The following is a 24686-nucleotide window of genomic DNA, read 5'->3' on the forward strand; positions in this document are numbered from 1 at the left end:
GCCCTCAGATCTCGAGGCCAGCGTCGTCCAAATCCTGCTTGAAGGCGACCGTCATTCTGAAATCACGCAGCAGTCCTGGCCTCGGTAGGCCAGCACGCAGGAGCTGCATCGCAGCGAGCGCGTCATCTTTCTTTTGCGACACGAAAGCGCTGGAAAGTTTCTTGCTGAACGCAGCGATCTCGTCGTCGTTCGAAGTCGGCAGAGCATGGCGGATCATGCTGATCACGCTGCGGTCGCGGAAATTCAAGGTGACAGCGGCCTTTTCGAATTTTTCGGCTTCGCTCTTGGCGACCTGGCCTCGTCTGAGCGCGTTGCGAAGCGTTCTGCGCAGGTCGATCAGGGCGTGCGTGAGCTGGCAGAAATTGGCTTCTTCCGGACCATGTAGAACGGCAACGGCGTCGTCCCGTGCAAAGGGGAAACGCCGATACCATCGATAGATGAGGCCGACACCGCGCATATAGGGATGGAGTTCCGCCGCCCGCAGGGCACCCATGCTAGCCGCGCCGACAACAGGGATGCCTTGTCCGACCGCCCAGAGGATTTCCTTGTGACGAACCGCCGGCTCCAACTGGAACCCGCCGTCGACAATCAAAATGGCAGCGGGATCGAAATGCTGTACGGCAGCAACAATGGAACCTTGCACCGCCGGCGGAAGGCACACAACGTCCGCCAACCTACGTGCTTCGGCGTGCGACAGCGTTGGGCCGGTAAACACAAGAGTCGGCCGCATCTGGCTAACCACCCAGCAGCGGAAACAGCTGCGGCATCACGATCTTTACCGCGGAAAAATGCTCGAAAGGGCTGGTATCCAGGCGCACAAGATTGACAGCATCGATGCCGCAGCGCTCCAGGTCGGCAAGGAGGCCGGGCAAAGTTGCGGTGGCCAAGACTGGCAGATCTGGCCAATGGATTCTTCCTGGCCCTTCATGAATCAGCCGCCGGTGCGCATCGATCATCTGCCAATCAGGATATTTGTGATAGGTCGCGCGCGTAAGGTCGTCGCGAGCGCCCGATATTGCAGCGAGCCTAGCCTGCACAGCTTCCTGGACGGCATGGACTATTGCTGCGGCGGGATCAAATGCCGCCGCGGAACCTTCGGTGGGCAAATGAAGCAAGGCCGTTTCGCGCGGATTTGTCTCCATGAGGTGGCAGAGGATGACCGGTACACCGGTTGGCGATGGAGCGAGCCACAGACCGACCATCAGATTTTTCTGCGCCATGCGATCCAACAAATCGATGACCCTCAAATCCTTGATGGAAGCCGGGTCGATGCGTTGCAGTTGAAGGAAGCCGTGGGCGCGTTGAAAGCGGGCGATTGCATCACGTTCGATGCATTCCAATATCCCGTGGACAATGGCGTCGACCTCATGGAGGGCCGCTGCGAGTCCCATTGTCGTGCCCCAGAAAACGCCGTCGTTCCTGTCAGGCGGCCAGATATAGGCTGTATGGACCAGTTCAAGCGGCACCCAGGCTGAGCTGCCATCGATGAGATTTTCGGCGGCGATCCACGCCAGTTTGGTGTCGGGCCAATCGACCGGAGCGGTCGCCCGAACGTGCTTCGCAAATCGTTCCGCGGCGATATCAAGCGCGCGCGCTTTGGCCGAGATGAGCTCGAAACGATCAATGCGTTCGGCAAAGAAACTTTCCGCGGCTTCAAGCAGCGCCGAAATAGCCGCGCCAGTCATGTCGGCGCCCTTTCCTTGGGAAACCGCGTTTGACAAGGAGAAAGGCCGCGTCACCTGCGCCACCGAAATGCCGATGCGATCGAGGCCGGTTATGTCGGCCACTCGAGTGATTCCCAGGTCGTCGCGGGCTGCCATGAGGATCGCCAGCGCTTCGTTCGCAGATGGACCAAGGCGCTGATACTGATCCAATGCGGCACCTCAAGGGGCGGGTTCGGGGTTTACGAATAGCGGCTCCCCGGGTTCGAGCGAAGCCTTCTCGGCCGTCACGCGGCTGGCAAACTGGCGGAGCAGAGGCTGCGAGACATTAGACCTCTCTAGATCTTCATATGCGGCGATCATGATGGGAACGGCTTTCTGGTCAGCCGCAGTTACCAGACATCGCTCGAACGCAGCGGCAGCCTGGTCGGCGCCAGCCTTGCTCTGGACAAGAATTCTCGCCGTCCGGCGATGCAGTTCGGCAAGCCAATAGCGGCTGCCGCCCGCTTCCGCCTGAACGATCGCCGAATGCAACAGGGCCAGCGCCTCGTCGACGTCACCCGAGCGAGACAAAAGTTCGGCAAACATCCCGCAATAGACCGGCTCGTCCTCGGGAGTCTGGATCTCGCCATGCAGACCGAGCCCCTGGCGCATTTTATCTTTTCCGCGTTTGATCTCCCCGGCATTGCCGTCGCACCATCCCTCGAAAATCTGGGCGGAGACTCTGAGGGAAGGCAGATGATGGATCTCCGTCAGTCTGCGCAAGTCGGCAATAACGACACGCAGGCTCCCAAAATCACGGCGATAGGAATGCAACATAGCCTCGTTTATCGAGGCGTGAGCGATGCTGCTGGCATGGCCTGTGTGCTTCGCCCACTGCCTGGCCTGCGCCATGAAAGCAAGCGCACTGGTTGCGCGGCCGCTGAACCATAGCGACAGAGCGCGATGCGCCAGCCCACAAACCTTGGCGTCATGTCCGCCAAAACGCGTGGCATTCGCGTGCCCCTGTTCGACGTCATAGAGCGGCAAACCGGCATCCACCGCGTCAATGCAGCCATCGTGGCTGCCCCTGTTAAAGTCGACTGCCCAGAGACAATGTCTCGCTTGCAACTGCACTTCAGAATCCTGGACCTCCTGAAGATCGTTCACAATGGCCTGCGCACGCTCGCCGTCGACGACCGAACCCGTGAACCACCATCCCCAGTAGATCGGAAACCATTTGGCGCGCTCTGCGGCAGGGCGTCGCCGTGCGATGGTCACGCCTTCGTCATAAAGCTTGCGAGCATATTCCGAATTCGGGCCTTCGACGGCGGTGAGGACGGGGCCGAGGGCCACCACTGCCGAGAGCTGCAACTCATCTTGCCTGCTGGTATCAGCAAGTTGCTTGCAGAGCGCTAGGGCGCGCTCAAGCAGTTGCCTGGCTTCCGTCATCGCCGATCGCGACGAGCTTTCCACACCGGCGCTGACAAGTCCCGCTATTGCTTCTTCCAGGAGACCTGCGCGTTCGGCGTGTATTGCGAGTGCTGCCGTGGTCATCCAGCCGGCGAGGCCGCGATTGCCGCTCACGGCCGCATGCAGCCGGTGATGCAAGATCTGACGGCGCTTTCTGAGCGTGCCGTTGTAAATGGTTTCCTGAATCAAAGCGTGCCGGAAGCGGTATGCGGCGCCACCCACATTCCAGGCTCGAACGGCGAAGTCAGCATCCACAAGCGTGTCGAGCGCATCGGAAATTGCAACGCGAGCGAAATCGGGCAGAAGGGCTGCAAGGAGATCCAGACTGAACAAATTGCCGGCAATCGAAGCGGCACGGGCAACCTCATGGGCCGCACCAAGCGGTTCGAGCCGCGCGCTGAGGACACGTTCGAAGACCGAAGTTCGACCCGACAAGGAACTTTGAGGCAGCTGTTCGATGCCGGTCGTCTCAGCCATCCATTGGCAGACCTCTTCGATGAACAGGGGTACGCCGCCTGCAACGCGCTCTGCCAGCTCGACCAGTTCCGGGTCGGCGGCCCTTTTTCCCTGGGGCCACATCGTCTCGATCGCGCGCAATCTGTCAGCGTGCTCGAGCGGTTTCAGCAGGACGTGTTTGCCATAGCGCTGAAGCCAGCCGCCAGCGCCTGGCCTGGTCGTTGCGATGAGCATCGCCCGCCAGCCCGAGAGGTGTTTGGCAAGTTCGGTGATCAGTTGCTTCGAGGACATGTCGATCCAATGAATGTCTTCGACAATCAACATGACCGGGCCGCCGGCGCACATGGCCTCCATGGCCTGGCCTATCGCCCAGTTGGCTTTCTCCCGCAGGGGCTCAGGATGCATGTTATTGAAGTCCGGGTCGGCTCCTTCCGCCCCGAGGAGGAAAGAAAATAGACCAGCAACCTCCAGGTCCCGGATGTCGTGCACGGAAAAAACCCTGGCCACGCGTTTCGAAGTCAACGAACTGTCGTGATCTCCCGACTTTGCTTGCATCGTCTGGCGCAAGGGGTGCAGCGTCGAATGCGAGTCGCCCGGGGTGCACTGAAAAAAGAGCAGCTTGTTGCGCTGCAAATGTGTCTGCCTGCGAAGTTCGTGCACGATGCGGGATTTGCCGATGCCGGCTTCTCCCTCGATCAGGAGTACTTGACCGCGCCCGGCAACAGCGTCTTGCCAATAGCTGCGGATCAAGGCGAACTCGTCGATACGATCGACCAATGGGCTGATCATCCGGCCAAAGGCGAAAAAGCGGTCGACCTCGCGCTTGTGATTCAGGGCTTGCCAGATCTGCTTCGGTCCTGCGAACCCTTTGATGGCGTGGGAACCGCGCGGACGAAAAGCATGGGAACGTCGGGCCAGCTCACGCGTCTCATCGGACACATAGACGGTATCGGGCATAGCGAGCGCCTGCAGCCTGGCCGCCATCGCGAAGGCCGGACCGGTGATGCTCTCCTGGCCTGCGGTGATGTCACCCTTCTGGATGAGCGTCATCGACGTTGCGACGCCGACCCTGACGTGTAGGTCGCTTCGCCCCCTTTGCAGCGCCAGGAGCCGACAAGCGTGGATGATTTTCAACCCGGCTCGGATGGCCAGCGAGGCTGCGTCGTGATCACCGATATCGATAGGAAATACGGCAACCCCGCCGTCGCCGACTTCGACGCGGAGCGTGCCTGAGCAAGAAATGATCGCCTGCTTCACCGAGGACTGGAAGTCAGATACAAGATCCTCGAAGTCCTCGATATCGAGAAGGCCAAGCAGTTCGGTCGACCCAACCAAGTCGTAACAAAGCGCTGTAAGCAAACGTCGCTCATGACGCATATGATCGCCGGACGCTGCGTTTGGATGCGACCCGGTTCGGTCACTATCTACCATGCGCTGATGCCCTCACTGAGCGTCCCGCCATAGTATCAAAAACGACGCCGCGCGACAAAGGAACCTGTGACGCAATCTGCGACACGCGGCTCAGGGCTCATTTTCGCAGAGGTTCGGTATCAGACGCTATAGTTCAATGTCCACCGCAGGTTGGCCGCTCGGCGCTACCTGCTCGTTCCGATGAGACGAATGGCAATATTCCAGCCATCTCGGCCACTGGCCGCAGCTAGCTGATTAAGTTTCTATCGAGACGGATCTGGCTCTCGTCAGACCGGCCGCACCAGCACATGCTTCTTCTTGCCGAGCGACAGCTTTGCAACCTGTTCGGGACTAATATCCTGATGCGTCACCAGCTTGCGGTCGTCTGACACCGGCTGATCGTTCAACCGCACCGCGCCGCCCTGGATATGCCGCCGCGCCTCGCCGTTGGACGCGGCAAGGCCGGCGGTGACGAGCAGCGACAAGATGCCGATCCCGCTTTCGAGATCGGCCCGGCCAACCTCGACGGTCGGCAGCGTTTCGGCGAGCGCGCCTTCCTCGAACGTCTTGCGCGCGGTTTCCTCGGCTTGTTGCGCGGCCTCGCGGCCGTGCACGATGGCCGTCGTTTCCGTGGCCAGAACCTTCTTGGCTTCGTTGATCTCGGAACCGCCAAGCGCGGCGAGCCGCGCGATCTCGGCCAGCGGCAAGCGGGTGAATATCTTCAGGAAGCGCTCGACGTCGGCGTCCTCGGTGTTGCGCCAGTACTGCCAAAAATCATAGGGCGAGAAGAGATCGCCGTTCAGCCACACCGCGCCCTTGGCCGATTTGCCCATCTTCGCGCCCGACGATGTCGTCAGCAGCGGCGTGGTCAGGGCGTAAAGCTGCGGCGTGCCCATGCGGTGGCCGAGATCGACGCCGTTGATAATGTTGCCCCACTGGTCCGAGCCGCCCATCTGCAGCCGGCAGCCGTAGCGCTTGCTGAGCTCGACGAAATCATAGCCCTGCAGGATCATGTAGTTGAATTCGAGGAACGACAGCGATTGCTCGCGCTCGAGTCTCAGCTTGACGCTGTCGAAGGTTAGCATGCGGTTGACCGAGAAATGCCGGCCGACGTCACGCAGGAACTCGACATAGTTGAGCTTCATCAGCCAGTTCGCATTGTTGACCATGATCGCCTCGCTGGGACCATCGCCGAAACGCAGGATGCGGCCGAAGATGCGTTTGATGCCCTCGATGTTGGCGGTGATCGCCTCGGGCGTCAAAAGCTGGCGCTGGTCGTCGCGGAAGGAAGGATCGCCGATCATCGAGGTGCCGCCGCCCATCAGGACGATCGGCCGGTGGCCCGTCTCCTGCAGCCAGTAGAGCATCGTCGCCGAAATCAGATTGCCGATATGCAGGCTGGTCGCCGTCGCGTCGTAGCCGACATAGGCGGTCACCGTCTCCCTGGCGAAAAGCTGGTCGAGGCCGGCCTCATCCGAAATCTGGTGGATGAAACCGCGCTCGCTCATGATGCGCAGGAAATCGGATTTGAAGGCGGACATTTTTTCTTTCCCGAAAGCGCCCGGCCGTGTGTGGCCCGGGTATTGAAGGCGGGCGTTTAGCACTCAAGCGCGATGAGCAAAAGTGAAAACCGGCTTTGCGGCTCGCACGCATGTCGTCTGCGATGACGGACGCGAATGCTTGCGTCATCGTTTCGGCTGGCGTAATGAGGCGCCGCGCCAACGGGTCCTTGCAGCCTTCGCCCGCTGGAACGGCACCGCACGGCATCCACCAAATGCCATATCCTGTGACAGAGCCCCGACGCGACATGCCGGAGATATCCATCGTCATTCCTTGCAGGAACGAGGCGGCGAACCTGCCGCTCCTGCTCGACGAGATCGGCGCCGCGATGGCTGGGCGCGACTTCGAGGTGATCGTCGTCAACGACGGTTCGACCGACGAGACAGAAGCGGTGCTCGCCGCCGAGGCAGCGCTTCGCCCATTTCCGCTGCGTCATCTCAAGCACCAGAAATCCGCCGGCCAGTCGCTTTCGGTGCGCTCGGGCGCCTGGGCGGCGCGTGGCGGGATCGTCGCCACGATCGATGGCGACGGCCAGAACGACCCGCAATACATACCGATGCTGGTCGACGCGTTGCGGCAGGCCGGCCCCGAGTTCGGTGCGGCGCAGGGACAGCGCCTGAAACGCCGCGACAGCAAGATCAAGCAACTGGCTTCGCGTTTCGCCAACTGGCTGAGAAGCGCGATCCTGCATGACGAGACCCGCGACACCGGCTGCGGCCTGAAGGCGGTCCATACGGATATCCTCAGGAAGTTGCCGTTCTTCGACGGCACCCACCGCTTCGTTCCGGCGCTGGTCATCCAGGAAGGATATCGCGTCGTTCATTGCGACGTCGTCGACCGCTCGCGCCGCCACGGCAAGTCGAACTACGGCATTTTCGACCGCGGCCTGCAGGGCGCGCTCGATCTCGTCGGCGTCTGGTGGCTGCGCCGGCGCCGCCGCGGAATGCCCAAGGCAGAGGAAATCAGGCATGGCTAACGTGTTTCAGGAATTGGCGACCTGGTTCCATCAGGTTTTCGTCAAGCAGTTCGACGCCTGGGTTCTGCTCGGCTTCGTCGCGCAGTTCTTCTTCTCCATGCGCTTCGTGGTGCAGTGGATCGCGTCGGAAAAAGCCAAGCGCAGCGTCGTGCCGATCGCCTTCTGGTTCTTTTCGCTGGGTGGCGGCGGTCTGCTGCTGGTCTATGCAATCCAGCGCCAGGATCCGGTGTTCATCGCCGGTCAGGCCCTAGGCTTGTTCATCTACATCCGCAATCTTTGGCTGATCGCCAATGAGCGCAAGGCGGCGATGAGCAAGGTCGACTGAGAAATCCGTCTCGTCAGGGCAAGCAAATCGGTGGCCGAATGAGCAGGAACATCCTCTTTCTCTTCCTGTTCAGCCTGCTGATGACGGTTTGTGGGCTGGCGACCATGCCGCCGCTCGACCGCGACGAGCCGCGTTTCGTCCAGGCCACCAAGCAGATGGTCGAGACCGGCGACTATGTCGACATCCGCTTTCAGCAGGCCTCGCGCTACCAGAAGCCGATCGGCATCTACTGGCTGCAATCGGCGGCCGTCGCGCTGAGCGGCAAGGGCGCCGAAGCGCCGATCTGGGTGTACCGCCTGGTCTCCGCCTTGGGCATCGCCATCGCTGTCGCGGCGATCGCCTGGACGGGCGCCAATCTTTTCGGAACCAGCGCCGGCCTGGCCGCCGGCCTGGTGATGGCCGCGATCTTCGCGACCGCTTTCGAGGGGCGTGACGCCAAGACCGACGCGATGCTGCTGGCCTGCTGCGTGCTGGCGCAGGGCGCACTGGCGCAGATCTATGTGGCCTCACGCCGCAAAGAGGCCGTTGCCAGCCATCTGCCATGGATTTTCTGGGCGGCCCAGGGCGCGGCGATCCTCATCAAGGGACCGATCGCGCCGCTGCTGTCGGCGCTGACCGTCGTCGTGCTGTTCGCCTTCGAGCGGGACTGGCGCTGGCTGTCGAAGTTGAAGGCCGCGCGGGGGCTCGCCCTGGTGCTGCTGATCGTGCTGCCCTGGCTCATCCTCATCACCTGGAAAAGCAGCGGCGCTTTCCTGCAGCAGGCCGTCGGCAAGGATATGCTCGGCAAGGTCGCGCAGGGCGAGGAATCGCATGGGCTTCCGCCCGGCTTCTACATGCTGACCTATTCGCTGTTCATGTGGCCCTTCGGCCTGATTGCCGTCGGCGCCGGGCTTCAGGCCCTCAATCGTCTGCGCGATGATCCCCGGCTCCGTTTCTGCCTCGCCTGGTATATCCCGTTCTGGCTTTTGTTCGAACTGATCCCCACCAAACTGCCGCATTATGTCCTGCCGGCCTATCCCGGCATGGCGCTGCTGGTCGGTTGGCTTTTGACGTTGCAGCCGCAAGAGGCGAATGCGCCGCTCAGGCGCTGGCAGAATTGGCTATGGTGGGCGACCGCCTTTGGCTTCGTGCTGGTCACGGCGGGCCTTGCCGTTCTCTGCGTGGCCGCGCCCATCCACTTTGCCGGCACCTTCTCGTGGTGGAGCATTCCGGCTGCCGCCGCGGCACTCGCGGCCGGCTATCTCGGCTTCTCCAGGCAACTGCAAGTGCCGCTCGGTCGCATCGCGGCAGTCACGATTTGTGCGGGCATTGCCTATGCTTTGCTGTTCGGTGTCATCGCGCCGTCATTGAAACCGATTTGGATGAGTCCTCAGATTGAGGCTGCGGTTCGTGCGAATCGTCCCTGTGAGACGACGGTGCTCGCCTCCGCGGACTATCACGAACCAAGCCTGGTATTTTTGGTAGGCACGAACACGATCCTGACCGATGTCGATGGGGCTGCACAACATCTGCTTGCCGATCCTGCCTGCGCGCTGGCGCTGGCGCCGATCGGAGAAGAAAAAAAGCTGGACGGCCTTCTGGCAGGGCAGTCGGCGAGCCGCGTCGCCCGGATCGACGGCATCAACTATTCGTCAGGAGACAGACTGTCGCTCGGTCTCTATCGTATCGCGAAATAACCGCCTTTCGATGATCGCTTCGAGCTTGGCATGCTGGTGAGGTCTCCGGTGCCTGCGACTGCTGTGCTCCGTCTGTCTGTCGACAATTTCCGTGACACCGCCCAGCTCGTGGCAAAGCGCCTTGTCACCCGTCCCGCGCACTATCCACAGATCCTGTGGTCGGTCTGGACCGTGGCCTGGCTTTTGCTGACCATAGCGGTGCTGATCCGTTTCGACGCTGAGGCAGGGATGTCCTGGGGGCGGTGGCCCACAGGCTTCATCGATCTCACCGACTTTTTTACTGTCTTTGGCCTGGGCGGCTGGTACCTCATTCCGTCGGCGCTGCTGCTTGTGGCCGCAAATCTGACGGACTGGCGCAGCCTTTCCAGGCGATCGCTGATGCTCCTCTACAACTGGACTTGCCTTGCTTTTCTGATGCTGAGTGCCGTTGGCCTTGCCGGGTTGGCCGTCAATTTATTGAAATATGGCATTGGCCGGGCGAGGCCGGTCTATTTCAATAACCTCGGCGACTTGTCGCTGCATCCTTTCGCCATGGATGCGCGCTTCGCCAGCTTCCCTTCCGGCCATGCCACGAATATGGGCGCTGTGTTCGCGATCGTGCTGCTCTTGTTCCCGCAACGCAAATACATCGCATTGGCATTTGCCTTGTGGGTAGCATCGACCCGCATCTTTGTCGGCGCGCACTATCCGAGCGACACCGTCGCCGGCTTCGGTCTTGGTTGCGCCATCGCCGTCGCTTGCGCGCTGGTCTTCGCCCGGCTTGGATTCATCTTCCGCCGGACCACGGTCGGATTGCCGGTTCGCAAGACGACGTTTCGGCTGCTGTGGTCAAGCCGGAAGCCGGATCGTTCCGGCGCCGCGCAACAAGCAGATTTCGGGCTTGAAGCCACCCAATAGCGCCGCCATCCGATACGTTTTCGAGGATGGCTTCGAGCCCCAAACGCTCGTAAGATCGCACTTTTCTGGCTGTGGCCCTGCTTCTCATGCTTCGTCGGTCTCTCGGCAATTTTCGTGATACTTTCAGGATCGTGCGAAGGCGCTTTGCCGCACGTCCGGCCAATTATCCGCAATTGCCCTGGCCCATCTGGGTGGGCGTCTATCTGCTTCTGACCGCTGCCAGCATGGTTTTCCTGGACGGTATTGCCGTCACTTGGCGGGACCGCTGGCCAAACGGCTTTGTCGCGGTCGCCAACGGTTTTACCAGTTTCGGTTTGGGCGGCTGGTATCTCATCCCGCCACTGGTGCTGTTCGTGCCGGCCAATCTGCTCGACTGGCGCGCTCTTTCCAGGCGTTGGCGCATGGTCGCATACAACTGGACCTGCTTTGCCTTCTTCGTGCTGAGCGCAGCCGGTTTGTCGGGGCTGACGGTGACGGTCTTGAAGCACGTATTCGGCCGCAGCCGTCCAGTCATGGACATGGGGTTGCTCTCGTTCCGCCCGTTCGAGTTCGACCCGTATTTCGCCAGTTTCCCGTCCGGCCACGCAACGAATGTGGGCATGCTTGCGGCCGTGGTGTTTCTTCTTTCACCGGCATGGGGGAAATACGTCGTTTTGCCCCTCACCATGTGGATTGCGGCGACGCGGATTGTGGTCGGCGCACACTATCCAAGCGATACGATCGCCGGCTTCGGCCTCGGCATCGCCTGCACGGTCGGCACTGCGCTGGTCTTTGCCCGGCTAGGCTTTATCTTCCGGCAGACGGCGGCGGGGTTGCCGGTCCGCAAAAAGACATTCAGGCTGCTCGCGACCGGGCGGAAGCCGGCAAGCAGCCCGCCACGGATGCTTTACACCGAGGCAGCCAGTCCCTGAGAGGCGCTACTTGCTATCCAGTCCGCCCCAGGATCGCACCATGCGGGCCATATCGCTTGCGGTCGAACCTTCGCCGGCGGTCGTACCTTCGCTCTCCAGCCCCTCGGCGACACCGATGCGGTCGGCGGCTGGCCGGTTCTGGCTGACCTTCCACTTGCCGCTGATATCGGAGATCTCGATCTCCAGCCCTATAATGCCCTTGATCTGCGACTGGATGAAGGCCGGCGGCGCATCGGTCACGGCCCAGGGCGCTTCACGTCCGCCTTCCTGCGACACTGTCAGATCGGAAATCTGCTGCGCCAGCCAATCCCCGTCCTCGATCACCCTGACCATGCCGCGCACCTGGACGATGGCGTAATTCCAGGTCGGCACGACCTTGCCCGTCTCGCGCTTGGTCTCATACCAGGACGGCGTCACATAGGCATCGGCGCCCTGGAAGACGACCAGCACGGGCGAGAGAGGATTGTCGGCCAGCAGGCGCCACTGCGGGTTGGCCTTGGCCAGATGCGCGCGCAGCCTGCCCTTCGGCGGCACATCTGCGTTGGGCAGAGAGGGGGCATCGAGCAGGAAGGGGATCGCATTGGCGATCGGCCCTTCGGCGCCCCCCTGGGCGCCATTGGAGATCAGCAGCCCAAGCGGATGCGCCCGTACCAGCCCGTGCAGGATCTCCTGCCGCGTCTCCTGGAAATGAGGAGGCTGGTACATCGGGTTCCGCTTCTATCTCAACCGCTTCGGCCGTGGGTCGGACAACTCACCGGCAAGCCGACGATCGAGATAGTCCGCGCATTCCTCGAGCAGGAGCTCCGCGTCATTGGAGAAGAAATGGTTGGCGCCGGGCAAGGTTTTCTGGGTGATGGTGATGCCCTTTTGCGTGTGCAGCTTGTCGACCAGTCCCTGCACGTCCTTGGGCGGCGCCACCTTGTCGGCATCGCCATGGATGATGAGGCCTGACGACGGGCAGGGCGCCAGGAATGAGAAATCGTAGGTGTTGGGCTGCGGCGCGATCGAGATGAAGCCTTCGATCTCGGGACGGCGCATCAGAAGCTGCATGCCGATCCATGAGCCGAACGAATAACCGGCGACCCAGCAGCTCTTGGAATCCGGATGCAGCGACTGCACCCAGTCGAGCGCCGCCGCCGCGTCCGACAATTCGCCGGTGCCGTGGTCGAATTCGCCCTGGCTGCGGCCAATGCCGCGGAAATTGAAGCGAAGCGTGGTGAAATCCCGCTTCTGGAACATGTAGAAGAGGTCGTAGACGATCTTGTTGTTCATCGTGCCGCCGAACTGCGGATGCGGATGCAGCACGATGGCAATCGGCGCGCTCTTTTCCTTGGAGGGCTGGTAGCGGCCCTCCAGGCGGCCGGCCGGACCGGTGAAAATGACCTCAGGCATAAAATACTCCAATTGGCATAAAATGCGCGGCGCCCGGAACACTCTTCCTGTGGCCTTGACGCAGGGCGAGCGTCTTCTTAGAAGCTAGTTTAGAATTGTTCAAAACTGGGTGGCCAAAACCTGCTGGCTCGGCCGCCCGCGCCGCAAGCCGGGTAAATAGGACGGCTTGCCTTGCAATTTCAAGGAAATAACGCGCTATCGTTGGCGAATGGCTTTTGACAGGACCAATTGACGGAAAATGGCCGCAACTCGCGCCTATCTCGACTACAATGCCAGCGCGCCGCTGCTGTCCGCTGCGCGCGACGCAATGATTGCCGCGCTCGATGTCGCCGCCAACCCGTCGTCGGTCCATGCCGAAGGCCGTGCTGCACTGCGGCTGATCGAGAATGCAAGGCGCGACGTCGCCGCTCTCGTTAATGCCAGACCCGAGCATGTCGTGTTCACCTCCGGTGCGACGGAAGCCGCTTCGACACTGCTGACGGCGGACTGGCGGATGGGCCGCGGCACCGTGCGCATGAGCCGGCTCTATGTCTCGGCAGCCGACCATCCCTGCATCCTGAATGGCGGGCACTTCCCGGCTGCCCAGGTGACGCGCATCGGCGTTGACGCCAACGGCATCGTCGATCTCGCAGCCTTGCTGGCAGCGCTCAGGGGCCATGATAAGGCCGACGGCTTGCCGCTGGTGGCGATCCACGCCGCCAACAACGAGACCGGCGTCATCCAGCCCATCGGCCGCATCGCCGAAATCGTCAAGGCGGCGGGTGGCATCCTGATCGTCGACGCCGTACAGGCAGCGGGCCGCATTCCGATCGACATGTCAGCGGGTTATGCGGATTACTTGATTCTGTCCTCGCACAAGATCGGCGGCCCCAAGGGCGTCGGCGCCATCGTTGCCGCGGCGGACTTGATGATGCCCCGGCCCTTGATCAATGGCGGCGGCCAGGAAAAGGGCCATCGCGGCGGCACCGAAAACCTCGCCGGCATCGTCGGCTTTGGCGCGGCGGCGCGGGAAGCCTTGAACGGATTGCAAAGCATCGATGCGGTCGCTCGCCGTCGCGATGAGGTCGAGGCCATCCTGAAAATGTTGGTGCCGGACGTGGAAATCTTTGGAACCGGTGCGCCGAGGCTTGCCAATACGACATTCTTCGCTATTCCCGGCATCAAGGCCGAGACGGCGCAGATCGCCTTTGATCTCGCCGGCGTGGCGCTGTCGGCTGGTTCGGCCTGTTCGTCGGGCAAGGTTGGCCCAAGCCATGTGCTGAAGGCCATGGGTTTTGGCGACAGCCTTGGCGCGCTGCGCGTGTCCATTGGCCACGCAACCGGCGCCGAGGACATCAAACTGTTCCGGACGGCGTTGGCAGGGATCGCATCGCGCAGGGCGGACAGGGAAAGAGCTGCTTGAGGGCGGTTGGAGCATCGAACCGAAAAGTGCGAAGCGGTTTTCGGAGAATTCGACGCTCAAGGAAAAAAGGAATGCGGGCCTTTCGGTCTGGTAGAGCCGTGCGTTTCATGGTGGCCGGGTGAATTTCCGGCGGAAGCGCACTATATGGAACTTACGCCGTCTCGGAGCGCCAATGGCTGCTCCTCAGCGGTGCCATAGTTTGAAAACTGCCGGGCCTTGACCCCGGCGTGGATGGAGAACGCATATGCCTGCTGTGCAGGACACGATCGATCGGGTCCGAAAGATCGACGTCGACCAATATAAATATGGATTCCAGACCGAAATCGCTGTCGACAAGGCCCCCAAGGGCCTGAGCGAAGACATCATCCGTTTCATTTCGGCGAAGAAGGACGAGCCGTCCTGGATGCTGGAATGGCGTCTGGAAGCCTATCGGCGCTGGCTGACGCTGGACGAGCCGACCTGGGCGCGCGTCCATTACCCGAAGATCGATTTCCAGGACATCTACTATTACGCGGCGCCCAAGAGCACGCCGGGCCCGACTTCGCTCAGCGACGTCGATCCCGAACTGCTGAAGGTCTATGAAAAGCTCGGCATTCCGCTGAAGGAGCAGGAGATACTCGCCGGCGTGCAGAAGACCGACGTGTCGGAATTCGAGGAAGCCAGCGACAATGTCTACAAATCGGGCCGCGTCGCCGTCGACGCCGTGTTCGATTCCGTCTCCGTCGTCACCACCTTCAAGAAGGAACTGGCGCAGGCTGGCGTCATCTTCTGCTCGATCTCGGAGGCGATCCGCGAGCATCCGGAACTGGTGCGGAAATATCTCGGTTCGGTCGTGCCGACCTCCGACAATTTCTACGCCACGCTGAATTCGGCCGTGTTCACCGACGGCTCCTTCGTCTTCGTGCCCAAGGGCGTGCGTTGCCCGATGGAACTGTCGACCTATTTCCGCATGAACGAAAAGAACACCGGCCAGTTCGAGCGCACGCTGATCATCGCCGAGGAGGGGGCCTACGTCTCCTACCTCGAAGGCTGCACAGCGCCGCAGCGCGACGAGAACCAGCTTCATGCCGCGGTGGTCGAACTGGTTGCGCTCGACGATGCCGAGATCAAATATTCGACGGTGCAAAACTGGTACCCCGGCGACGCCGAGGGCAAGGGCGGCATCTACAATTTCGTCACCAAGCGCGGCGACTGCCGTGGCGACCGTTCGAAGATCTCGTGGACGCAGGTCGAGACCGGTTCGGCGATCACCTGGAAATATCCGAGCTGCATCCTGCGCGGCGACGATTCCTCCGGCGAGTTCTATTCGATCGCCGTGTCGAACGGCTACCAGCAGGTCGATAGCGGCACCAAGATGATCCATTTGGGCAAGAACACGTCGAGCCGCATCATCTCCAAGGGCATCGCCGCCGGCTTCTCGCAGAACACCTATCGCGGCCAGGTCTCGGCGCATCGCAAGGCAACCAATGCCCGCAACTTCACCAACTGTGACTCGCTTTTGATCGGCGACCAATGCGGCGCGCACACGGTGCCCTACATGGAAGCCAAGAACTCGACGGCGCAGTTCGAGCACGAAGCGACGACGTCGAAGATTTCCGAGGACCAGAAATTCTACGTCATGCAGCGCGGCATCCCGGAAGAGGAAGCGATCGCGCTGATCGTCAACGGCTTCGTCAAGGACGTCATCCAGCAGCTACCGATGGAATTCGCGGTCGAGGCGCAGAAGCTGATTGGGATTAGCCTCGAGGGGAGCGTGGGGTGAGTGGATCTCAACTCAAAGTGTCATTTGACGCCGCCTTCGCTGAAGGAAAGGAACTCGCACTCAAGCAGACTTCTGTCTACTCGGCGGTCCGAAACCGGTTGATCGAAAGCAATGATCGATTCCGGTCGGCGCTTTCGGCTGCGCTATCGAACAATGCGGTTTTCGCGGTCGTCCCTGCTGAAGTGTCGATTGGCACGTCCGTGTCTTTTAACAACAAGGTTGTGCTCACGGTGTTCCCAGCCAAGCACGGGGATACGGAGTACGTTGTAGGTGTAAACGATCGCCTGCTCGCCGAGAATGCCGGCATGGCGACAGATGCCATCCTCCAGAAAGACCTGCCTGGTGCGGTGAAGCTTGTTGGCTGGTACTTGGGCATCATTTCTACCGGAGCACAGATCAGTCCAGATTGGCCCGATGAAGCGGTAGAGAGAAAGTAAAAAACTGGTGGATTCTTGATATTGGAACGAAAAATGCTTGAGATCAGAAACCTGCATGCCCGCATCGTCGATGACGGCACCGAGATCATCCGCGGCTTGAATCTGACGGTGAAAGCCGGCGAGGTCGCTGCCATCATGGGCCCCAACGGCTCAGGCAAATCGACGTTGTCCTACATCCTCGCCGGCCGCGAGGACTATGAGGTCACTGAAGGCGACATCCTCTACAACGGCCAGTCGATCCTCGAAATGGATCCGGCCGAGCGCGCGACCGCGGGCATCTTCCTCGCCTTCCAGTACCCGATGGAGATACCGGGCGTGGCGACGATGGAATTCCTGAAAGTGGCGATGAACGAGCAGCGCAAGGCGCGCGGCGAGGAACCGCTGAAGATCCCGGAATTCCTGAAGCGGGTGAAGGATGCCGCCGGCTCGCTCAACATGGACATGGCGATGCTGAAGCGGCCGCTCAATGTCGGCTTTTCCGGTGGTGAGAAGAAGCGCGCCGAAATCCTGCAGATGAAACTGCTGGAGCCGAAGCTCTGCGTGCTCGACGAGACCGATTCCGGCCTCGATATCGATGCGCTGAAGATCGTCTCGGACGGCGTCAACGCCCTGCGCTCGCCAGAACGTGCCATCGTCGTCATCACCCACTACCAGCGCCTGCTCGAACACATCGTGCCGGACTCTGTGCACGTGCTCTACAAGGGCCAGGTCATCAAGTCCGGCGACAAGTCGCTGGCGCTCGACCTCGAAGCCAATGGCTATGCCGGCGTGATCGGGCAAGCCGCGTGAGATGCCAGAAGGCAAGGCGATACTGATGAATATGCACACTCAACCCCAGCGGACCCCGGCCGAAACGGCGCTGATCGACGCCTTCGGCGAGCGGCTGTCGCTGCTGCCTGGCGACGGCGCGGTGATGCTGAAGCGCGACGACGCTATCGAGGCGATCAAGCACGGCCTGCCGACGCGGCGCATCGAATCCTGGCACTACACCGATTTGCGCCGACTGCTGAACGTGGTGCCGGACTTCGATCCGGCGGCCGCCGCGAAAGCCATTGCGCCGATCGTTGAAGGCTCCGCCATTCTGCCGGTGCTGAACGGCGTGTCGAGCGCCAAGCTTCCCGCTATCGAGGGCGTGACTGTCCAGCGCCTGTCGGAGAAACTGACCGATGGCAGCGTCGCACCCAGGCTCGATCCCTATGGCGCCGATGACGCCATCGGTGCGCTGAATACCGCTTTCGTCGCCGACGGTTATTTCGTCGATATCGCCGACGGCGCCGAGCTGGAAAAGCCGGTCGAACTGCAGAACCTGCAGGCCGGCGGCCAGACGCATGTGCGGCTGCTGACGCGCGCCGGCGCCGGCGCCAAGGCTGTCATTGTCGAGCGTCAGACGGGCGAGGGCGCGGCACTGGTCAGTTCGGTCAGTCAGCTTGTGCTTGGTGATGGCGCCGAAGTGACATGGCTGATCGTGCAGGAGCAGCCGGATACGGCGACCCATCTTGCCCAGTTCAAGGCGCATCTCGGCAAGGATGCGAAACTGACGCTGTTCGTGATGAACGCCGGCGGCAAGCTCGTGCGCCAGGAGATCGTGGTCAGGACGACAGGCGAGGGCGCCGATTTCACGCTGCGCGGCATCAATCTGCTCGCCGGCGATACCCATACGGATGTGACCATGGTGCTCGATCATGCTGTGCCGCATACGACTTCGACCGAGGTGATCCGCAATGTGGTGACGGGCAAGGCGCGCGGCGTGTTCCAGGGGCGCATCAACGTCCACCAATATGCGCAGAAGACCAACGCCAAGATGGCCTGCAACACGCTGCTTCTGTCAGATGATGGCGAGTTCTCGACCAAGCCGGAACTCGAGATCTTCGCCGACGACGTCGTCTGCGGCCATGGCGCGACGGTCACCGAGATCGACCACAACCATCTGTTCTACCTGATGGCGCGCGGCATCGACGTGAAATCGGCGCGTGGCCTGCTGGTGAAGGCCTTCGTTGCCGAGGTGATCGAGGAACTGGACGACGAGGCGATCGTCGAAGCCCTGGAGACAAGGCTCGACGGATGGTTCGCCACGCACGGGTAGGCGCACCTGACCTTCTCCCCTTGTGGGGCCCGAAGGGCGGGCGAGGCGAGTGACTCGCCCCGGGTGGTGGATCGGCGCGCAGTGCCGAGACGGACGAGGGGTGTTGGAAGGAATGAGGCGGTGCCTCGGAAGAGCTTGTGATGGACCAGAAAGTCGAAAACATTCCCTACGACGTCGAGGCGATCCGCCGCGACTTTCCGATTCTGTCGCGCGAAGTCTATGGAAAACCGCTGGTCTATCTCGACAATGGCGCCTCGGCGCAGAAGCCTCAGGCGGTGCTCGACGCCATCCAGCATGCCTATTCTCAGGAATACGCCAACGTCCATCGCGGCCTGCATTTCCTGTCCAATGCCGCGACCGATGCCTATGAAAAGGCGCGCGAGACGGTGCGCCGTTTCCTCAACGCGCCCAGCACCGACAACATCGTCTTCACCTCCAACACCACTTCGGCGATCAACACGGTCGCCTATGGCTATGGCATGCCCAATATCGGCGAGGGCGACGAGATCGTGCTGTCGATCATGGAGCATCATTCCAACATCGTGCCCTGGCATTTCATCCGCGAGCGGCAGGGCGCCAAACTCGTCTGGGTGCCGGTCGACGACCTCGGCGTTTTCCACATCGAGGAATTCGAAAAGCGGCTGACCGATCGCACCAGGCTGGTCGCCATCACCCAGATGTCGAATGCGCTGGGCACGGTGACGCCGATCAAGGAGATCGTGCGCATCGCGCACGCGCGCGGCATCCCGGTGCTGGTCGACGGCAGCCAGAGCGCCGTGCATATGCCGATCGACGTGCAGGATCTCGACTGCGATTTCTTCGTCTTCACCGGCCACAAGGTCTACGGCCCGTCGGGCATTGGCGTGCTCTACGGCAAGAAGGATATCCTCTCGGGCATGCGCCCGTTCATGGGCGGCGGCGAGATGATCGAGGAAGTGACGGAAGACATCGTCACCTACAACGAGCCGCCGCATCGTTTCGAGGCCGGTACGCCGCCGATCGTCCAGGCGATCGGCCTGGGTGCGGCGCTCGACTACATGGAAAAGATCGGCCGCGAGCGCATCGCCGCGCACGAGGCCGATTTGAAGGTCTATGCCCATGAGCGGCTGAGAAGCATCAACTCGCTGCGCATCTTCGGCGATGCGCCGGGCAAGGGCGCCATCATCTCCTTCGAATTGCAAGGCATTCATGCCCATGACGTATCGATGGTGATCGACCGGCAAGGCGTAGCGGTCCGCGCGGGCACCCATTGCGCCCAGCCGCTGTTGAAACGTTTTGGCGTAACCTCCACATGCAGGGCATCGTTCGGCATGTATAATACCAGGGCCGAAGTCGACGCTTTGGCCGATGCGCTCGAAAAAGCGCGCAAGTTTTTTGGATGACGCCCATGGATGATGCGAGCCAAACCACAGAGACGGTACCGGAAGCAGCAGTCAATCCGCTGGTTTCCGCCTCGGCCATTCCCGCCGACGAACTGGCGCGGCTGACCGACGACATCGTCTCGGCGCTGAAGACGGTCTATGACCCGGAAATTCCGGCCGACATCTACGAGCTCGGCCTTATCTACAAGATCGACATCGAGGACGACCGTTCGGTCAAGATCGACATGACGCTGACCGCGCCCGGCTGCCCGGTGGCCGGCGAAATGCCCGGCTGGGTGGAAAACGCCGTCGGCGCCGTCGAAGGCGTTTCCGGCGTCGAGGTCAACATGACCTTCGACCCGCCCTGGTCGCCCGACCGCATGTCGGAAGAGGCGCAGGTCGCGGTGGGTTGGTATTAATGGGCGCACTTGCGCCGGGTAGAAAACTTCACCATTTTAGGTGAGGAATCATTCGGCAGGCCTTGAACCTGCACGGAATGGAGAAGGAAAACATGGGACGCTTCGCCGTCATCACGATGACCGAAAAGGCTGCCGACCGGGTACGCGAGATCGTCGCTACGCGGGAAAGCGCGCATGGCATCCGCCTCGGCATCAAGAAGGGCGGCTGCGCCGGCATGGAATATACGGTCGACCTGGTGACCGAGCCCAACACCAAGGACGACCATATCGAGCGTGATGGCGCCCATGTCTATGTCGCGCCGGAGGCAGCACTTTTCCTGTTCGGCACCGAGATGGATTTCGAGCAGACGACGCTGCGCACGGGCTTCACCTTCAGGAACCCGAACCAGAGCTCGGCCTGTGGCTGTGGCGAATCAGTCGAACTGAAGCCGGCCGATTTGAAGGCTCTGGCCGAGGCGCGCGCGACAAGCGCTGCTTAGCGCCGAACGATGAGCGCGGAGGCATATCGCTGGCGGTGTGCCTGCTGTGGTGAAGAGAATACCGGCCTTCCGATGGACATGGCGTTCGGTGTTCCGGTGACCCCGGATGCGCTCGACGATGCCGCTCGATCGAGCTTCCGACAGAATGATGATTTCTGCGAGGTGCGCTATGCATCAGGCAAGACGGATCGGTTCATTCGTTGCTTGCTGCCTTTGCCCGTCCCTCAACTGCCCGACGAGTTCTGTTTCGGCGTATGGATGTCTGTCTCGGAAAGAAGCTGGAAAGTCTACCGAGATGGATATGACAGCGGCCAGTATGAAGACGAGCTGTGTTTTGGGTATCTGATGCACGACATTCCTGAGTATCCGGGCTCGTTGCTGCTGCATGCCAATGTTGTGTTCCAACCTGGCAGTGATCGTCCGAAGGTGTTTCTGCATGACGCAGATCATCCCTTGGTCTCGGCCCAACGCAATGGGGTGGATGTGACTCAGATCGAACGCTGGGTTGCTCTTTCGCACCGGACCTAGGGCCAGGAGCAACTAATCCACCCACATCCCCGTTCGCTTGTGCCAATCGGCGATCGTCTCTTGGGGATAGACGTCAAAGCTCTTGTCCTTCCTGCCAATGTCCGGCTCGACCCAGTTCGCCTTGTACTTCAGCATCAGGTGCACCTTCTCCGCCGGTTTCGGCAGGTCTGTGTCGATCGCCGAGGCGAAGGGATGCACCAGCTCCGGCCAGGTCGGATCGTAGAGCCAGAGCGCGGACCCGCATTTCCTGCAGAAATTGCGCTCGCCTGACGAGATCTCGCATTGCGGATGCTCGTCGTCCTCGATCTGCGCCCGGTAGACGCCGAGATTGCGCTTGCCGGTTATCTTCAGCGTCTCATAGTCGGCGCCGAGATTGATGGCGAAGCCGCCGCCGCCCTGCTGCTTGCGGCAGATCGAGCAATAGCACAGCATGAACGGCACCGGCGTGTGGCTTTCCACCTCGAAGCGGACGGCATTGCAGCGGCAGGATCCCTTGAGCAGAAGCGGCATGACAAAACTCCGACGAATTGGCTCTCAACCTGTCAGCATGGTTTTGGTTGCGGCGATGACAAGGCCAAATCCGGATGACATGATCACGATATGGACAATGAACGCATCGCCGAACTTTTCGAAGGGCTCGGCCCGGTCAGCATACGCAAGCTGTTCGGCGGCAAGGGCATCTATTTCGACGGCGTCATCGTCGCGATCGTGCTGCGCGGCGAGCTGTTGCTGAAGGCGGACGTTGAGAGTGCTCCCGATTTTGAAGCTGCCGGCTGCCGGCAATGGACCTATACCGGCTCGCGGCACGGCAAGCTCGTGTCCATGCCTTATTGGAGTATTCCAGACAGCGCCTTCGACGACCCCGACGAGATGGCCGTCTGGGCGCGCCGGGCCTATGAGGCCGGGCTGCGGGCTGGCAAATAGGCTATCTGCCTTGCCGATGTCATACCACGTCCCGCGCCTCGGGCACGAGGGCCAGCGCCTCGGCAAAGGCCGTTGCCGTGAAGGCCGGCGCAAGCTCGGCGCTTTCGCTGGCAAGCATCGCTGCGGCAACGCCTTCGCGCAGCGCCGCACGCAGCGTCCGTCCGTTCAGCAGGGCAGCCACCGTCGCACCCGCCAGCGCATCGCCGGCGCCGGCGGCATCCACGATTTTTCGCGTCGGCGGCAGGATTGAGAAGGCGCCGGTTTCGTCGAAGCCCAGCACCAGACCATGGCCCGCCGTCACCGCGCCGCTCTTGAGGCCGGCGCGCCTCAGCCCGCCAACGAGGTCTTGCTCCCCGGCATCGGCGCTGGCCAGCGCGATGGCCTCACGCCGATCCATGAATGCCAGCGCCAGGCTGCCGAGTACGGGTGTCAGCCGCGCCGCCTTGTCAGGCGAAACGGCGATGGCGAAGACCGGCTTGCCGGCAGCGAGACCCACCAGCCGCTCAAGCGCTGCCGACGGCAGGTTGGCATCGCACAGGATTGCATCGGCGGCAGCGATCGCCTCGCGCACCTTGGCGCGGCGGATCTGCTTGGGTAGCGCCAGATCGTAGAGCCCCATGTCGGCAAGGCCGGCGATCGGCGCGCCGTCGCGGTCGAAGAGCACCGTGTGGCTCGGCGTCGCGCGGTCGAGGAACACCGCCGACAGATCGGCGATGCCGGCGGCGGCGATGGCCTGTGAAACCCTTTCGGCCAGCGCATCGCCACCGCGCACCGAAAGCAGCGAGCCGCAGGCGCCGCGCCGCACGGCGCAGCAAAGCGCATTGAACGCATTGCCGCCGACATCCTCGCGCATCGTGCCGGGGTTCGACGCAGCCGGCGAATAGCTGCCCGAGATCCGGCCGCGCCTGTCGATATGGGCGGCGCCTATGGCCAGGACTTTCGGAGATTTCGTCATGCTGCGGTTATTCGCCTGTTATCTGTCCGGCGCAGACACTAGGCTGAGCAGGAGTTGCCCGCAAATCGAAGCAGCGATTCGGAAGACCAGCGCGACAACGAATCCCTTACTGTGCGGATACATCCGAACCTGATTCCGTGAAACAAAAAAAGAACAAATCTGGATATTCCTTGTTTTTCAAATGTTTGGTGCCCCTTGCCAAACGAGAACAAAAAAGGTACAAATAGTCAGGGATTGCGGATTGTCCGGCCTTCATTGACGACCAAGGGGTGATGTATCATGGCTCAGAATTCTTTGCGGCTTGTAGAGGACAAAGCGGTGGACAAATCAAAGGCTCTGGACGCGGCGCTGTCGCAAATCGAGCGTGCTTTCGGCAAGGGCTCGATCATGCGGCTCGGCGCGAACGAGCAGGTCGTCGAGATCGAAACGGTGCCGACCGGCTCGCTTGGCCTCGACATCGCGCTCGGCGTCGGCGGCCTGCCGCGCGGTCGCATCGTCGAGATCTACGGGCCGGAAAGCTCGGGCAAGACGACGCTGGCGCTGCATACGGTGGCGGAAGCCCAGAAGAAGGGCGGCATCTGCGCCTTCGTCGATGCCGAGCACGCGCTCGATCCGGTCTATGCCCGCAAGCTCGGCGTCGACCTGGAGAACCTTTTGATCTCGCAGCCCGACACTGGCGAGCAGGCGCTCGAGATCTGCGACACTCTGGTGCGCTCCGGCGCCATCGACGTGCTAGTGGTCGATTCGGTCGCGGCGCTGACGCCGCGCGCCGAAATCGAGGGTGAGATGGGCGATTCGCTGCCTGGCCTGCAGGCCCGCCTGATGAGCCAGGCGCTGCGCAAGCTGACCGCCTCGATCTCGCGCTCCAACACCATGGTCATCTTCATCAACCAGATCCGCATGAAGATCGGCGTCATGTTCGGTTCGCCCGAGACCACCACCGGCGGCAACGCGCTGAAATTCTATGCCTCGGTGCGCCTCGACATCCGCCGCATCGGCTCGGTCAAGGACCGCGACGAGGTCGTCGGCAACCAGACCCGCGTCAAGGTTGTCAAGAACAAGCTGGCGCCGCCCTTCAAGGTGGTCGAGTTCGACATCATGTATGGCGAGGGCGTGTCCAAGACCGGCGAGCTGGTCGACCTCGGCGTCAAAGCCGGCGTGGTCGAGAAGTCGGGCGCCTGGTTCTCCTACAATTCGCAGCGTCTCGGCCAGGGCCGTGAGAACGCCAAATTGTTCCTGCGCGACAATCCCGACACGGCGCGCGAGATCGAATTGGCGCTGCGGCAGAATGCCGGGCTGATCGCCGAGAAATTCCTCGAAAATGGCGGCCCTGAGCGCGGCGAAAGCGACGACGGCTTTGAGGAAGAATCCGGCGCCATGTAGGACCTCAGTGGTGGCCGGAATCTGGCCATAATCCCGGTTCATTACCTTCAACTTATGTAATCGAGTTCCGTATCCTTGCGTTTCAAACCGCCGGCCTAGCGCCGGCGGTTTGCGTTTCAGCCGTAGTGCAAGGACGACCGGCAGGCCCCGTGAATTGGCCCAATTCCGTGTTTCTGGACAGGCTGCGGCGTGATCGCTAAAAGGCCCAATCCATCTTCTAGAACGAAGAGCCCATTT

The 24686-nt window shown here is 61.6% G+C and carries 24 protein-coding genes; 16 read left to right on the forward strand and 8 right to left on the reverse strand.

The window, feature by feature from the left end; all coding sequences use genetic code 11:
• Positions 1 to 4 precede the first annotated feature (4 nt).
• From C9427_RS01395 to tyrS, 4 genes are all read right to left on the reverse strand, one after another.
• A complete protein-coding gene (locus C9427_RS01395; protein WP_245436945.1) occupies positions 5 to 673 on the reverse strand; it encodes a TfuA-like protein in 669 nt (222 codons plus the stop codon).
• Between the two features lie 61 nt (positions 674 to 734).
• Positions 735 to 1874 (reverse strand): YcaO-like family protein, encoded by a 1140-nt coding sequence (locus C9427_RS01400; RefSeq protein WP_107647442.1) that lies wholly within the window; start codon positions 1872 to 1874, stop codon positions 735 to 737.
• A gap of 9 nt (positions 1875 to 1883) precedes the next feature.
• A complete protein-coding gene (locus C9427_RS01405) occupies positions 1884 to 4946 on the reverse strand; it encodes an ATP-binding protein (RefSeq protein WP_167434207.1) in 3063 nt (1020 codons plus the stop codon).
• A gap of 320 nt (positions 4947 to 5266) precedes the next feature.
• Entirely contained in the window at positions 5267 to 6520 is a 1254-nt protein-coding gene (gene tyrS, locus C9427_RS01410) for a tyrosine--tRNA ligase (RefSeq protein ID WP_107647444.1), read from the reverse strand.
• 266 nt (positions 6521 to 6786) lie between these two features.
• Here tyrS and C9427_RS01415 point away from each other — a divergent pair, with 266 nt between their 5' ends.
• The 5 genes from C9427_RS01415 (at position 6787) to C9427_RS01435 (ending at position 11324) form a co-directional block, all read left to right on the forward strand.
• Complete coding sequence (locus C9427_RS01415; protein ID WP_107647445.1) at positions 6787 to 7515, forward strand: glycosyltransferase family 2 protein; 729 nt, start codon at positions 6787 to 6789, stop codon at positions 7513 to 7515.
• Complete coding sequence (locus C9427_RS01420) at positions 7508 to 7840, forward strand: lipid-A-disaccharide synthase N-terminal domain-containing protein (RefSeq protein WP_107647446.1); 333 nt, start codon at positions 7508 to 7510, stop codon at positions 7838 to 7840. Before C9427_RS01415 ends, C9427_RS01420 begins: the two co-directional genes overlap by 8 nt.
• Before the next feature lie 38 nt (positions 7841 to 7878).
• Positions 7879 to 9516: an ArnT family glycosyltransferase gene (locus tag C9427_RS01425; RefSeq protein WP_107647447.1), complete on the forward strand. Its 1638-nt coding sequence runs from the start codon at positions 7879 to 7881 to the stop codon at positions 9514 to 9516.
• 198 nt (positions 9517 to 9714) lie between these two features.
• Positions 9715 to 10413 carry a phosphatase PAP2 family protein gene (locus C9427_RS01430; RefSeq protein WP_245436946.1) on the forward strand — a complete coding sequence of 233 codons (699 nt, stop codon included), beginning with the start codon at positions 9715 to 9717 and terminating at the stop codon, positions 10411 to 10413.
• Positions 10414 to 10604: 191 nt separating this feature from the next.
• Positions 10605 to 11324 (forward strand): phosphatase PAP2 family protein, encoded by a 720-nt coding sequence (locus tag C9427_RS01435; protein ID WP_245436947.1) that lies wholly within the window; start codon positions 10605 to 10607, stop codon positions 11322 to 11324.
• A gap of 6 nt (positions 11325 to 11330) precedes the next feature.
• Here the strand turns inward: C9427_RS01435 and C9427_RS01440 are convergent, their stop codons facing one another.
• Complete coding sequence (locus tag C9427_RS01440; RefSeq protein WP_107647450.1) at positions 11331 to 12029, reverse strand: FMN-binding negative transcriptional regulator; 699 nt, start codon at positions 12027 to 12029, stop codon at positions 11331 to 11333.
• 12 nt (positions 12030 to 12041) lie between these two features.
• Positions 12042 to 12716, reverse strand: coding sequence for an alpha/beta hydrolase (locus C9427_RS01445; protein WP_006332791.1), 675 nt, complete (start codon positions 12714 to 12716; stop codon positions 12042 to 12044).
• 238 nt (positions 12717 to 12954) lie between these two features.
• Between C9427_RS01445 and C9427_RS01450 the strand changes: the two genes are divergently transcribed.
• From C9427_RS01450 to C9427_RS01490, 9 genes are all read left to right on the forward strand, one after another.
• On the forward strand, positions 12955 to 14118 hold the full coding sequence (locus C9427_RS01450; protein WP_107647451.1) for a cysteine desulfurase family protein: 1164 nt from the start codon (positions 12955 to 12957) through the stop codon (positions 14116 to 14118).
• A 244-nt stretch (positions 14119 to 14362) separates the two neighbouring features.
• Positions 14363 to 15880, forward strand: a complete 1518-nt coding sequence (gene sufB, locus C9427_RS01455) for a Fe-S cluster assembly protein SufB (protein WP_107647452.1) — start codon at positions 14363 to 14365, stop codon at positions 15878 to 15880.
• The gene (locus tag C9427_RS01460; RefSeq protein ID WP_107647453.1) at positions 15877 to 16317 is read left to right on the forward strand and encodes a hypothetical protein; all 441 of its coding nucleotides are present in this window, start codon (positions 15877 to 15879) and stop codon (positions 16315 to 16317) included. The genes sufB and C9427_RS01460 overlap by 4 nt, the downstream gene beginning before the upstream one ends.
• A 33-nt stretch (positions 16318 to 16350) precedes the next feature.
• Positions 16351 to 17106 carry a Fe-S cluster assembly ATPase SufC gene (sufC, locus tag C9427_RS01465; protein ID WP_107647454.1) on the forward strand — a complete coding sequence of 252 codons (756 nt, stop codon included), beginning with the start codon at positions 16351 to 16353 and terminating at the stop codon, positions 17104 to 17106.
• A 25-nt stretch (positions 17107 to 17131) separates the two neighbouring features.
• Positions 17132 to 18400, forward strand: coding sequence for a Fe-S cluster assembly protein SufD (gene sufD, locus C9427_RS01470; protein WP_107647555.1), 1269 nt, complete (start codon positions 17132 to 17134; stop codon positions 18398 to 18400).
• A gap of 140 nt (positions 18401 to 18540) precedes the next feature.
• Positions 18541 to 19782 carry a cysteine desulfurase gene (locus C9427_RS01475; RefSeq protein ID WP_107647455.1) on the forward strand — a complete coding sequence of 414 codons (1242 nt, stop codon included), beginning with the start codon at positions 18541 to 18543 and terminating at the stop codon, positions 19780 to 19782.
• A gap of 5 nt (positions 19783 to 19787) precedes the next feature.
• Positions 19788 to 20180 carry an SUF system Fe-S cluster assembly protein gene (locus C9427_RS01480; protein WP_107647556.1) on the forward strand — a complete coding sequence of 131 codons (393 nt, stop codon included), beginning with the start codon at positions 19788 to 19790 and terminating at the stop codon, positions 20178 to 20180.
• Positions 20181 to 20272: 92 nt separating this feature from the next.
• A complete protein-coding gene (gene sufA / locus C9427_RS01485; RefSeq protein ID WP_107647557.1) occupies positions 20273 to 20659 on the forward strand; it encodes a Fe-S cluster assembly scaffold SufA in 387 nt (128 codons plus the stop codon).
• 9 nt (positions 20660 to 20668) lie between these two features.
• Entirely contained in the window at positions 20669 to 21187 is a 519-nt protein-coding gene (locus C9427_RS01490; protein WP_107647456.1) for a DUF2199 domain-containing protein, read from the forward strand.
• A 12-nt stretch (positions 21188 to 21199) separates the two neighbouring features.
• Here the strand turns inward: C9427_RS01490 and C9427_RS01495 are convergent, their stop codons facing one another.
• Positions 21200 to 21697: a GFA family protein gene (locus C9427_RS01495; protein WP_107647457.1), complete on the reverse strand. Its 498-nt coding sequence runs from the start codon at positions 21695 to 21697 to the stop codon at positions 21200 to 21202.
• Positions 21698 to 21787: 90 nt separating this feature from the next.
• Between C9427_RS01495 and C9427_RS01500 the strand changes: the two genes are divergently transcribed.
• Positions 21788 to 22111: a TfoX/Sxy family protein gene (locus tag C9427_RS01500; RefSeq protein ID WP_107647458.1), complete on the forward strand. Its 324-nt coding sequence runs from the start codon at positions 21788 to 21790 to the stop codon at positions 22109 to 22111.
• Positions 22112 to 22130: 19 nt separating this feature from the next.
• Here the strand turns inward: C9427_RS01500 and C9427_RS01505 are convergent, their stop codons facing one another.
• The gene (locus C9427_RS01505; protein ID WP_107647459.1) at positions 22131 to 23066 is read right to left on the reverse strand and encodes a PfkB family carbohydrate kinase; all 936 of its coding nucleotides are present in this window, start codon (positions 23064 to 23066) and stop codon (positions 22131 to 22133) included.
• 279 nt (positions 23067 to 23345) lie between these two features.
• Here C9427_RS01505 and recA point away from each other — a divergent pair, with 279 nt between their 5' ends.
• On the forward strand, positions 23346 to 24449 hold the full coding sequence (gene recA, locus C9427_RS01510) for a recombinase RecA (RefSeq protein WP_023669117.1): 1104 nt from the start codon (positions 23346 to 23348) through the stop codon (positions 24447 to 24449).
• The last annotated feature ends 237 nt before the right edge of the window (positions 24450 to 24686 follow it).

Origin of the sequence: Mesorhizobium helmanticense (assembly GCF_003034915.1) — a bacterium.
GTDB lineage: Bacteria > Pseudomonadota > Alphaproteobacteria > Rhizobiales > Rhizobiaceae > Mesorhizobium > Mesorhizobium helmanticense.

Excerpts from the sequence above, each read along its gene's own strand:
- C9427_RS01405 (WP_167434207.1), bottom strand. The coding sequence starts at position 4,946 with ATGCGTCATGAGCGACGTTTGCTTACAGCGCTTTGTTACGACTTGGTT.
- tyrS (WP_107647444.1), bottom strand. The coding sequence starts at position 6,520 with ATGTCCGCCTTCAAATCCGATTTCCTGCGCATCATGAGCGAGCGCGGT.
- C9427_RS01415 (WP_107647445.1), top strand. The coding sequence starts at position 6,787 with ATGCCGGAGATATCCATCGTCATTCCTTGCAGGAACGAGGCGGCGAAC.
- C9427_RS01420 (WP_107647446.1), top strand. The coding sequence starts at position 7,508 with ATGGCTAACGTGTTTCAGGAATTGGCGACCTGGTTCCATCAGGTTTTC.
- C9427_RS01425 (WP_107647447.1), top strand. The coding sequence starts at position 7,879 with ATGAGCAGGAACATCCTCTTTCTCTTCCTGTTCAGCCTGCTGATGACG.
- C9427_RS01440 (WP_107647450.1), bottom strand. The coding sequence starts at position 12,029 with ATGTACCAGCCTCCTCATTTCCAGGAGACGCGGCAGGAGATCCTGCAC.
- C9427_RS01445 (WP_006332791.1), bottom strand. The coding sequence starts at position 12,716 with ATGCCTGAGGTCATTTTCACCGGTCCGGCCGGCCGCCTGGAGGGCCGC.
- C9427_RS01450 (WP_107647451.1), top strand. The coding sequence starts at position 12,955 with ATGGCCGCAACTCGCGCCTATCTCGACTACAATGCCAGCGCGCCGCTG.
- sufB (WP_107647452.1), top strand. The coding sequence starts at position 14,363 with ATGCCTGCTGTGCAGGACACGATCGATCGGGTCCGAAAGATCGACGTC.
- sufC (WP_107647454.1), top strand. The coding sequence starts at position 16,351 with ATGCTTGAGATCAGAAACCTGCATGCCCGCATCGTCGATGACGGCACC.
- sufD (WP_107647555.1), top strand. The coding sequence starts at position 17,132 with ATGAATATGCACACTCAACCCCAGCGGACCCCGGCCGAAACGGCGCTG.
- C9427_RS01475 (WP_107647455.1), top strand. The coding sequence starts at position 18,541 with ATGGACCAGAAAGTCGAAAACATTCCCTACGACGTCGAGGCGATCCGC.
- C9427_RS01480 (WP_107647556.1), top strand. The coding sequence starts at position 19,788 with ATGGATGATGCGAGCCAAACCACAGAGACGGTACCGGAAGCAGCAGTC.
- sufA (WP_107647557.1), top strand. The coding sequence starts at position 20,273 with ATGGGACGCTTCGCCGTCATCACGATGACCGAAAAGGCTGCCGACCGG.
- C9427_RS01490 (WP_107647456.1), top strand. The coding sequence starts at position 20,669 with ATGAGCGCGGAGGCATATCGCTGGCGGTGTGCCTGCTGTGGTGAAGAG.
- C9427_RS01495 (WP_107647457.1), bottom strand. The coding sequence starts at position 21,697 with ATGCCGCTTCTGCTCAAGGGATCCTGCCGCTGCAATGCCGTCCGCTTC.
- C9427_RS01500 (WP_107647458.1), top strand. The coding sequence starts at position 21,788 with ATGGACAATGAACGCATCGCCGAACTTTTCGAAGGGCTCGGCCCGGTC.
- C9427_RS01505 (WP_107647459.1), bottom strand. The coding sequence starts at position 23,066 with ATGACGAAATCTCCGAAAGTCCTGGCCATAGGCGCCGCCCATATCGAC.
- recA (WP_023669117.1), top strand. The coding sequence starts at position 23,346 with ATGGCTCAGAATTCTTTGCGGCTTGTAGAGGACAAAGCGGTGGACAAA.